This is a genomic window from Asticcacaulis sp. (genome assembly GCF_020217185.1).
Lineage (GTDB): Bacteria > Pseudomonadota > Alphaproteobacteria > Caulobacterales > Caulobacteraceae > Asticcacaulis.
Genome location: NZ_JAIWNX010000021.1, coordinates 1 through 10,000 on the forward strand (window position 1 = coordinate 1; position 10,000 = coordinate 10,000).

General features: G+C 61.8%; 8 protein-coding genes. 3 read left to right on the plus strand and 5 right to left on the minus strand.

Translation table 11 applies throughout. The features are described 5' to 3' along the window. Window positions 1-59: 59 nt before the first annotated feature. Window positions 60-1,094 (plus strand): oxidoreductase, encoded by a 1,035-nt coding sequence (locus tag LDL37_RS00925; protein ID WP_290793002.1) that lies wholly within the window; start codon window positions 60-62, stop codon window positions 1,092-1,094. 77 nt (window positions 1,095-1,171) lie between these two features. On the opposite strand, the gene LDL37_RS00930 is transcribed toward LDL37_RS00925, so the two are convergent. The 4 genes from LDL37_RS00930 to LDL37_RS00945 all read right to left on the minus strand — a co-directional run bounded on the left by LDL37_RS00930 (window position 1,172) and on the right by LDL37_RS00945 (window position 5,710). Beyond that, window positions 1,172-3,508: a TonB-dependent receptor gene (locus tag LDL37_RS00930; RefSeq protein WP_290793005.1), complete on the minus strand. Its 2,337-nt coding sequence runs from the start codon at window positions 3,506-3,508 to the stop codon at window positions 1,172-1,174. Window positions 3,509-3,659: 151 nt separating this feature from the next. Beyond that, window positions 3,660-4,277 carry a DUF1134 domain-containing protein gene (locus tag LDL37_RS00935; protein ID WP_290793008.1) on the minus strand — a complete coding sequence of 206 codons (618 nt, stop codon included), beginning with the start codon at window positions 4,275-4,277 and terminating at the stop codon, window positions 3,660-3,662. Between the two features lie 145 nt (window positions 4,278-4,422). Beyond that, window positions 4,423-5,064, minus strand: coding sequence for a hypothetical protein (locus LDL37_RS00940; protein WP_290793011.1), 642 nt, complete (start codon window positions 5,062-5,064; stop codon window positions 4,423-4,425). A gap of 283 nt (window positions 5,065-5,347) precedes the next feature. Beyond that, window positions 5,348-5,710 (minus strand): MmcQ/YjbR family DNA-binding protein, encoded by a 363-nt coding sequence (locus LDL37_RS00945; RefSeq protein WP_290793014.1) that lies wholly within the window; start codon window positions 5,708-5,710, stop codon window positions 5,348-5,350. 540 nt (window positions 5,711-6,250) lie between these two features. On the opposite strand from LDL37_RS00945, the gene LDL37_RS00950 reads away from it, so the two are divergent. Together LDL37_RS00950 and lepA are read left to right on the plus strand one after the other, a co-directional pair. After that, window positions 6,251-7,498, plus strand: a complete 1,248-nt coding sequence (locus tag LDL37_RS00950; protein ID WP_290793017.1) for an SGNH/GDSL hydrolase family protein — start codon at window positions 6,251-6,253, stop codon at window positions 7,496-7,498. A gap of 120 nt (window positions 7,499-7,618) precedes the next feature. Next, window positions 7,619-9,421: a translation elongation factor 4 gene (gene lepA, locus LDL37_RS00955; RefSeq protein ID WP_290793020.1), complete on the plus strand. Its 1,803-nt coding sequence runs from the start codon at window positions 7,619-7,621 to the stop codon at window positions 9,419-9,421. 168 nt (window positions 9,422-9,589) lie between these two features. On the opposite strand, the gene LDL37_RS00960 is transcribed toward lepA, so the two are convergent. Then, window positions 9,590-9,976, minus strand: coding sequence for a hypothetical protein (locus LDL37_RS00960; protein WP_290793023.1), 387 nt, complete (start codon window positions 9,974-9,976; stop codon window positions 9,590-9,592). Between the last annotated feature and the right edge of the window lie 24 nt (window positions 9,977-10,000).

The window sequence follows — 10,000 nt, forward strand, 5'->3', positions numbered from 1 at the left end:
GATCAACCTGTCTGAAGACATTCGCATAAGCATCAGTTTTAACTACAGTTGGTGAGACGATGAGCACTCCGGTACAGACGGCATTGGTGGGCTATGGTTATGCCGGAAAGACCTTCCATGCGCCGCTGATCCGGGCCGCGGCGGGCCTTGCGCTGACCACCGTCGTGTCGTCGCGCCCCGCTGAGGTGCAGGCCGATCTGCCGGGGGTGACGGTCTGTGATTTCGAGGCGGCTCTGGCCGACCCGGCGATCGAACTGATGGTCGTGGCCACGCCCAATGATCTGCACGCCCCGCAGGCCATCGCCGCGCTCAAGGCGGGCAAGCACGTCGTCATCGACAAACCCTTTGCCCTCACCACCGCAGAGGCCGAAACCGTGCTGGCGGCAGCGCGGGCGGCCAAGCGGCTGGCGACCGTCTTTCATAACCGCCGCTGGGACGGCGATTTTCTGACCGTGAAGCACCTGATCGAAACGGGGGCCCTGGGCGAGATCAGCCTGTTTATCTCGCGCTTTGACCGCTTTCGCCCGGCCTTGCGCAATCGCTGGCGTGAGCAGGCGCTACCGGGGTCGGGCCTGTGGTACGATCTGGGGGCGCATCTGGTCGATCAGGCCCTGTGCCTGTTTGGCGCGCCCGACGCCATCGCGCTCGATCTGGCGCAGCAGCGCGACGGGTCTGTGGTCGATGACTATTTCCACGCCACCCTGTTCTACGGAGTTCGGCGCGTGCGCTTGCAGGCCAGCGCTTTGACGCCCGCGCCGGGACCGCGCTTTGAAATCCACGGGCGGTTGGGCAGCTATGTCAAATACGGCCTCGATACGCAGGAAGAGGCGCTGAAGGCCGGACGGCCGGTCGGTGGCGCAGGCTGGGGCATGGACCGCGACGGCGTACTGACGCCGGTGTCGGGTGCCGATCCCCTGCCCCCGGTGGCGCAGCCGACTTTACCGGGGCGCTATCCGGCCTTTTATGAGGGCGTGGCGCAGGCTATTCGCGGCACCGGCCCCCTGCCCGTCCCCGCCGCAGAGGCGCTCAGCGTCATGCGCCTGCTCGATCTGGGCCGCCAGAGCGCCGAAACGGGCCGGACTCTTTCCCTATAAAAAAAGCCGCTCCGGTGTGGTCACCGGAGCGGCAGTGTGTATCCGGGCCGCAGCAGAGGCCCGGAGGTCTTCCAAATTTAGAAACGCTTACGAACGGTGACGAAGGCCTGACGCGGCGCGCCGGGCAGCAGGGTCATGGTCGTGCCCGCGGTGTCGCGGTTGACGAAGCCGCCCGAACCGACCGTCGAGATGTAGTTTTCGTCGGTCAGGTTGGTGACGTTCAGTTGCACGTCGATATCGGCCGGGAAGCGGTAGCCCAGCGTCGCATCGACCGTGGTGAAGCCTTCGACCTTACCGCCGATGTTTTCGTAGGTGTAGTAACGCTCGCCCGTGTACTTGGCACCCGCCGTAGCGAACAGCGTACCATTGTCGTAGCTCAGGTCAGCGCTCAGCATGTGCTTGGGCGTATTGACGACGGTCTTGTCCTTGGTCTGATAGGTTACGCCGTTGCTGGTGTAGTTATCGGCGTACTTGGAGTCGTTATAGCTGTAGGACGACGACAGACGCAGGCTGTCGGTGAAGCGCCAGGTGCCGCCCAGTTCGACGCCGTTGGTCTTCACCGAACCGACGTTCGACAGGACCGCCGCATTGCCGAGGATCGAAGCGCCCTGCTGGATGGCCAGCAGACGGTCCGAGAAATCGACGTGATAGATGGCTGCGACGCCGCGGAAGTTGCTGAGGTTCAGGCGCAGGCCGCCTTCAAACGTCTTCGAGCTTTCCGGCTTCAGCTTCTGGCTGACGAAGTTGACAATGGCCTGCGACTGCGAAGCGAAGGGGCCCGACGTCGCCGCCGACACGTAGGCGGCCATGTTTTCCGAGTAGGAGCCGAACAGTTCGACTTCCGGCAGGGCCTTGAAGACGATACCGGCCTGCGGCAGGAAGCTGTCGTCCGACTTGATCTTGCCCGACAGGGCGCTGCCCGTGACGGTCGAGACCGAGTTTTCCACCTTCATCGCCTTGAAGCCGTAGTTCAGCTTCAGGCGCTCGCTGAGGGTCCACACGTCCTGAACGTAGCCGACCGTGGTCTTGGTGTTGAACTTGTATTCCCACTGGGTCTTGATCGGGTTCGACTGGAAGCCCAGCGAATCGCGCGACGGGGCGTTCAGGGTTTCGCCATAGAAGCGGCGGGCCTGATTGAAGTCGTTGTCTTCGACCCACAGACCGGCGGTCACCATGTGCGCGCCGAGGTCGAAGTTCACCGCGCCAAAGGCCCCCTTGCGGTCGATGTCGTATTCCGTGGTGCGGATCGACAGCGGCGCATTATTGGTGGTCGCGCTGGCCACGCCGTAGTTCGGCGAGATCGTGTAAGGGGTGACCCACAGGCCCTGACCCTTGTTGGTGTGGTTGTAGAGGGTGCCCGACACCTTGATCATGTCGTTGATCGGGGTCTCATAGCTGAGCGCCATCAGGTCGTCATCGCGCACGCCCGCGCCGTAATAGTAGGCGTCGTCCGGGTTGGCCACGCCGTAGGCGGCGTAGGGGTTGACACCTTTGCCGGTCCAGTAGCCCGAATTGGGGTCAAGCTGACCCGAAGCGTAGAGGGCCGGATTGTTGAGGGTGGTAGCCACGCCGATGGCGGCGGCGTAGTTCGGCTGGAAGTTATCCCAGTCGCGGCCCAGACGTCCGATCATTTCGAACGACATGTCCTGATAGTCCTGCTCGCGGCGTTCGGAGTGGTTGATGAAGCCGGTCAGTTCGCCTTCGCCCAGCGGCAGCACGGCCTTGGCGCTGATCTGCTGCTGCTTCTGCTCGCCGCCGCCCTTCCACTTGTCGGACTTCTGATCGGCGACCGACACAAAGGCGCGCAGGCCACCGAGGTTATCGAGCGTGCCGGTTTCAAAGCGGCCATAGAGGCGGTGCATCGAGTCCGAACCGACCGTGCCGGTCAGCTCGCCGCCCATGTTCTGGGCCGGGTCGCGCGAGAAGAATTGCAGCGTGCCGCCAAGGTTGGAGGTCGAAGCGGTCGAAAGCGCACCGGCACCCTGCATCAGGTCCACACGGGCTACGTCCTCGGAGATGATGGCGCGCGAAATGTGCAGACCGTTGTGGTTGCCATAGGACATGTCGCCCAGCGGCACGCCATCCAGCGTAAAGCCGAGCTGGTTCTGGTTGAAGCCGCGCAGGGTGATGCGGGTGGACCATTCATAGGCCCCGAAGGCGTCGGCCGACTGGAAGGACACGCCCGGCAGCTTGTCGATGGCCTTCAGCGGCGAGGTGCCGGCGGCTTCGAGCGACAGTTCGCTGCCCTTCAGCGTCTGGAGCTGACGGCTCTGACCCTGACCATAGACGATGACTTCGGTGATCTCTTCGGCCGGAGCCGCAGCGGCCTCCGCCTTGGGCGCTTCCGCCGCCAGAACCGGCGCGGCAGCAAACAAAAGGGCCAGGGCAGTCCCGGCTTGCAGATAGGCTTTCATACTCAAATCCCCAATGGGCGTCCACACGACGCCGCTGAGGAACGCTGCTACGCGGCCATGATGACAGCCGCTTAACCAAACGGCGACACAGCCATGTCAGCCGTGTCGCCGTTTTGTGACGGGGATTTTTCGCAACAGTGGGAAATGAGGCTTAGGCCGGGAACCACTTGCGCGTCTTGGAATAGGCCAGATAGCCGATATTGGCCCCCAGACGGAACCCGACGCCGGCGCGGATCGGGGCCACGATGGTGTCGTCGGACTGCTGATAGTTGACGCCGAGGCCACCGATAAAATAGGCCGAGCCATCGACGCCGGGGAAGCGCTGATAGATTTTCTCAACGTCATAAAGGCCATAGACGAGCGAGAAGACGCGCGAGGCATTGCCGCCGGTATCAAAGCCGACCGACGGGCCGCGCCAGAAGATTTTTTGCGGGCTGGGCAAGGCCTTCATATGCACCAGCCCCTTGCCATAGCGCAGACCGACCGCAATGGCCCCGGACACTTCTTCACCGGCGATATAGGCGGTCGGGCGATCACCATAGTCGGAGAAGATTTTTTCGATGGCTCCGCCCAGCGCCTCGACCGTTACGCCAAGGAAGTCGGACCCGGCGCGCAGGATTTCATCGCGCTGATAGCCTTCGGCACGACCGGATGGGGCGCTGGAAGATGAGGCGGAGGCTCCGGTCTGGGCCAGGGCCTGAAGCGGCGAAGCGATCAGCGGGGTGGCGGCCGTAGCGGCGGCACCCATCAGAAAATGGCGGCGTTCCATGACGCAAGAGACTCCGTCGAAAATAAGCGTAAGGCTTTTATTAACCCTGAAGGGGTGACCAAATCCTTACCGGGGGCTTCAGTCAGGGTTCATCTATCGCCCTATTGCATGTCTGAAATAGGGCTGCCTTCCGCGCCTGTGAGGCTCAATCGTCCCAGCCCTGACGGCATTTCTTCTTGCCGGAGACCATATCGCGCAGGCCGGGATAGGCCCCGCGCCCTTCGCGGTACTTCTGCCATTCGCGTTCGCGGGCCGCCAGACAAAGTTGCGTCGGGCGGGTTTCCGGCGGTTTTAGCGGCAGCACCACCTCTTTGGGCGGGCTGACGGGGCAGTCTTTATCCATCGGACGGCCGTCATTACGCTGCTGGATGCAAAATTGACGCTTGTTCAGGGCGCGCGTCGCTGCGGCCCGGCCCGCGTCGCCGCCTTCGGCATAGGCGCGCGGTGTGACGCCGGTGCCGGTTTCGGAGGCTGCGGGCGGTGCGGATGGCTTTTCAATGAGGGATGGCGGCGTCTGAATCTGGGGCACAGGCGGGCGCGGCGCAGGCTGTGTGGGGGCCGGTAAAGAACGGCGCGGAGTGGGTTCAGCAGGCGTCGGGGCGGGCACGGCCTCGGTTTGCGGTTCCGACCGAGCAATAACCGGCATGGGCCACAGCTCGACTTCTGCCGGCGGCGGCTCTGGCGCAGAGGGCGCAGGCGTCAGCCACACCACCATAAGAGCGGCCAGCGCGTGCAGGGCCAAAGCCACCGCTACCGCCCAACCCCACCGTCCTGCGCGGTTACGCACCCTGCCCTGCCCGTTCGTCATAGCCGCATTGACCATGCCGCCGTGTCGGGATTACGGCGTCAGTGGGGCGGCAATAGGCGCTTTCACGACAAGGTGTACATATGGCTCGCCAAAAAGGGCGTAAACTCTCACCGTTGTGTCGAAAGGAGGTGAGCCAAGATGCGCGCCTTTAAGATCAACCCCGACGACCTGATGGACAAGATATTCCCGATGGTCATTGCCGGGGCTATGCTGGCGGCCTTTGTCGCCGCCGTTTTCTCCGCCTTCTGAACATCACCGGCTATCAGGCCCGTGACGAGGCCTCATCCCAGGCTTTCAGCGTGCGTTTCTTCACCTGTGCGCGCCACACCCGATCGATATTGGCCTTCACCCAGTCTATATCGACGCGGTCGGGGCGCGCCAGTATGAGTGGCCACGGCCGATGATGGTCCGTGGTGAAAAACGTGTCCGGATCGACCTCCAGCAGAAAGTCGCGCTCCTCAAACGACACCTTGAACACCGGCGCGTCATAGGTCGGATTCCAGAACAGGATCACCTTGCCATTGACTTTGCCATTGACCTTGAACGACCGCGCGTCCCAGGACGTCGTTTCTTCCGTGTCCGGATAGGCCAGAACAATCTCTTTCAGCCGTTCAAACGTCAGCATACCACCCTCCGGCTTGCCTGATCACGAAGCTTAACAGGTTTCGCCGCGTTTGCTTACCGGATGTGATGGCACTGCGACATATAGACCCCTAACCTTTTTCGCACTCGCAACATATATAGTCGTCGTCAACACAAGGAGAGTATCAGATGACCCTGATCAAGTTGAGCGACACGTTCGGTATGGTTGGCAACCTGTTGTTTGCCGGTATCCTGCCTATGGCAGCCCTGATTGCCGCGGCCAGCCTGCTGTAAACCGAACTGTAAAATCTATGAAAAAGGACGGCGGATCATTGGATCGCGCCGTCTTTTTCATTTGAAACGCCTCAAGTGAGAAACCGCGCCCGGCGCATTGACACACCGCTCAGGCCGGTGATGATGGCTGCATAATACCAACGGCCGAAGATGCTGACCGCATCCGGCCGTTGAAGAAACGAGGATTTCTCATATGTGTTAGTGACATGAGAAATCCTCGAATGGAATACCAAGAGTCATTTTCAATGACCCTTGGTATAATCTACAAAAAACCGTACAGGAGCGAAACATGACCGCCATTGACCGCCGTGCCCTGCTGGGGGGGATCGCCGCCGGTGCCGGGCTTGTCAGCCTGCCGGCCTCAGCGGCGGCGGGGGGTACGGTGTGGGTCGGAGCCTGGGCCTCGGCGCAGATGGTCCCCAATCCCGACACCACCCTGCCGCCGGACATCGCTTCTGACGTGACGATCCGTCAGATCGTGCGCCTGACTCAGGGCGGGAAGCAGTTTCGTGTGCGGCTGTCCAACGTGTTCGGCACCAAACCGCTGAAGATCGGCGCGGCCCATGCGGCGGTTTCGGCGGATCAGATGACCTCACGCATCGACCCGACCACTGCGCGTGGCCTGACCTTTGGTGGCCGCACGGCCATCACTATTCCCGCCGGAGCGGAGTATGTGTCCGACCCTGTGGTCCTGACCGTCAAGCCGTTCACCGACCTGACCCTGTCGCTATACCTGCCCGAAGCCGCCTCACCCCAGACCAGCCACCCTGGCGCGCGCATGGTCTCCTACTTCGCCAAAGGCAACCGCGTGGCGGAGGCGTCTTTGGACGGGGCGAAGACCATGGAGCGCTGGTTCCATGTTTCGGGCGTCGATGTCTTGGCCCGGCAAGGCGCGGCGTCGATTGTGGCCTTAGGCGACTCCATCACCGACGGCTATGGCGTCAAGCCGGGCATGAATGCGCGCTGGACCGATCAACTGGCGCGACGGCTACAGGCCGATCCGCGCACGCGGCACCTGTCGGTGCTTAATGCCGGCATCGGCGGCGGGCGCATCCTCAATGACGGCTCAGGCCCCAACGCCATGGCGCGGTTTGAACGCGATGTGCTGAGCCAGACGGGGGTGAAGTATCTGGTCATCCTCGAAGGGGTCAACGACCTCGGCACCCTGACCAAGGATGCGCCGGTGAGCGCTGCCGCCCATGCGCAACTGGTCGAGGATATGATCACCGCCTATCAGCAGATGATCCGCCGGGCGCGGGAACGCGGCATCAAAGTCATCGGCGCGACCATCCTGCCCTTTATGGGCTTTTCGCTCTACCACCCCGATGCGCAGAACGAAGCCGACCGTCAGGCGGTCAATCGCTGGATACGCACCTCAGGGGCGTTTGATGCGGTGATCGACTTCGATAAGCTGATGGCTGATCCGGCGGATCCGACGCGCCTCAAGCCCGACTACGATTCCGGCGACCATATCCACCCGTCGATAGCGGGTTATGAGGTGATGGGCGATGCGGTGGATTTGAAGCTGTTTAGGTAGCCTTATGGCTCCCTTTCCGGGCAGCGCTTTTATTAGCGTACCAAACGAATAAATTTACGGGTGCAGGGGCCGTGCCCCTGCCCCCTTCCCCTTAAGGGCGCATCATGCTATCGCCCCCGCATGACCGAACTGTCCCAAATTCGTAACTTTTCCATCGTCGCCCATATCGACCACGGCAAGTCCACCCTGTCCGATCGCCTGATTCAGTTCACCGGCGGCCTCACCGCGCGTGAGATGAAGGAGCAGGTGCTCGACAATATGGAGATCGAGCGCGAGCGCGGCATCACCATCAAGGCGCAGACCGTGCGCCTGAATTACAAGGCCAAGGACGGAAAGGCTTACGTCCTGAACCTGATGGACACGCCGGGCCACGTCGATTTCGCCTATGAGGTGTCGCGGTCGCTGGCCGCCTGCGAAGGCTCGATTCTGGTGGTCGATGCGTCGCAGGGCGTTGAGGCCCAGACGCTCGCCAATGTCTATCAGGCCATCGACAACAATCACGAAATCGTCCCCGTCCTGAACAAGGTCGATCTGCCCGCCGCCGAGCCGGAGCGCGTGCGCGCCCAGATCGAGGACGTGATCGGCATTGACGCCTCCGAGGCCGTGCTGGCTTCGGCCAAGTCGGGCATCGGCATCGAAGACGTGCTGGAAGCCATTGTCACCAAGCTGCCCGCGCCCAAGGGCGACCCCACGGCGCCGCTGAAGGCGCTGCTGGTCGATGCCTGGTACGACCCCTATCTGGGCGTCGTCGTGCTGGTGCGCGTGTTTGACGGCTTCCTCAAGCCCGGTCAGCAGATCAAGCTGATGAACGCCGGTGCCACCTACAAGATCGACAAGCTGGGCGTGTTTCAACCCAAGGCCACCGATGTCGAGGCGCTGGGCCCCGGCGAGGTCGGCTTCTTCACCGCGCAGATCAAGGAAGTGCAGGACGCCGCCGTCGGCGACACCATCACCGATGAGCGCAAGCCGACGTCACAGGCCCTGACGGGCTTCAAGGAAGTGCAGCCGGTCGTCTTCTGCGGCATCTTCCCGGTCGATGCGGCGGACTTCGAAGACCTGCGCTCGGCCATGGGCAAGCTGCGCCTCAATGACGCCAGCTTCTCCTATGAGATGGAGACGTCGGCGGCGCTGGGCTTTGGTTTCCGCTGCGGCTTTTTGGGCCTGTTGCACCTTGAGATTATTCAGGAACGCCTGAGCCGCGAGTTCAATCTCGACCTGATCGCTACCGCGCCGAGCGTGGTCTATAAGATCTATATGAACAATGGCGATGTGATCGACCTGCACAATCCAGCGGACATGCCGGACCCGGTGAAGATCGACCATATCGAGGAGCCGTGGATCAAGGCGACCATCTTCACGCCGGACGACTATCTGGGCGCGGTGATCAAGCTGTGTCAGGACCGCCGCGGCATCCAGACCGACCTCTCCTATGTCGGGTCGCGCGCCATGGCCGTCTATGAGCTGCCGCTGAACGAGGTGGTGTTCGACTTCTACGACCGCCTCAAGTCGATCTCGAAGGGCTATGCCTCGTTCGACTATACGATCGAGGAATACCGCGAAGGCGACCTCGTGAAAATGTCGATCCTCGTCAATGCCGAGCCGGTGGACGCCCTGTCCATGCTGGTGCACCGTGACCGCGCCGAACAGCGCGGCCGGGGCATGTGCGAAAAGATGAAGGACCTCATCCCGCAGCACCTGTTCGTCATCCCCATTCAGGCGGCCATCGGCGGGCGCATCATCGCGCGCGAAACCGTGCGCGCCCTGCGCAAGGACGTGACGGCTAAGTGTTACGGCGGCGACGCCACGCGCAAGAAGAAGCTGCTGGAGAAGCAGAAAGAGGGCAAGAAGAAGATGCGGCAGTTCGGCAAGGTCGAAATCCCGCAGGAAGCCTTCATCGCCGCGCTCAAGATGGACAATGACTGATGAAAAAAGCCCGGATCGCTCCGGGCTTTTTGATTAGAGCGGAATGATTTCTCTTGGAATCATTCCGCTCAAGCCGCCATTGAGGCGGCGGCCAAGGTGGCGAAGCCACCGCCCGGCGAGGGCAAAACAAAGCTAGATCATTATGTTTCTACCAGAAATCATAATGATCTAGAGTTCCAGCGGAGTCACTTTGAGCAGTGACGGCGGGCTATATTGTCCCTGATAGGTCACCTCGCAGGTGCGGGTACTGGCCATGCTGTTGCCGTAAACCACCTGCGCCTTGCCGCCATATCCGATGGAAATCTTTTGTTCCGTCATGTGAACGTGTACGAAGGGCGCATCGACCAGACCCTTACAGGCCTTCGCCCCGGTAAAGCGGTGCGTACCGCCCAGCGATTTGATCAGCAGGTCATTATCAATGACCTCAACGACCCCCGTAAAGGACTGTGGCGGGATGATCGTGACGGTTTCGGTTACCGACGAGATTTCCGCCTGAACGCTGCCCGCCAGCGACAATCCCGCCGCAACCGCGGTTAAAACAAGACTCCGAGACATAAGCCCCCCTATCAATTTAACGAT

Bases quoted from the DNA above. Each gene is read 5' to 3' on its own strand.
- LDL37_RS00925 (WP_290793002.1), top strand. From the start codon at position 60: ATGAGCACTCCGGTACAGACGGCATTGGTGGGCTATGGTTATGCCGGA.
- LDL37_RS00930 (WP_290793005.1), bottom strand. From the start codon at position 3,508: ATGAAAGCCTATCTGCAAGCCGGGACTGCCCTGGCCCTTTTGTTTGCT.
- LDL37_RS00935 (WP_290793008.1), bottom strand. From the start codon at position 4,277: ATGGAACGCCGCCATTTTCTGATGGGTGCCGCCGCTACGGCCGCCACC.
- LDL37_RS00945 (WP_290793014.1), bottom strand. From the start codon at position 5,710: ATGCTGACGTTTGAACGGCTGAAAGAGATTGTTCTGGCCTATCCGGAC.
- LDL37_RS00950 (WP_290793017.1), top strand. From the start codon at position 6,251: ATGACCGCCATTGACCGCCGTGCCCTGCTGGGGGGGATCGCCGCCGGT.
- lepA (WP_290793020.1), top strand. From the start codon at position 7,619: ATGACCGAACTGTCCCAAATTCGTAACTTTTCCATCGTCGCCCATATC.
- LDL37_RS00960 (WP_290793023.1), bottom strand. From the start codon at position 9,976: ATGTCTCGGAGTCTTGTTTTAACCGCGGTTGCGGCGGGATTGTCGCTG.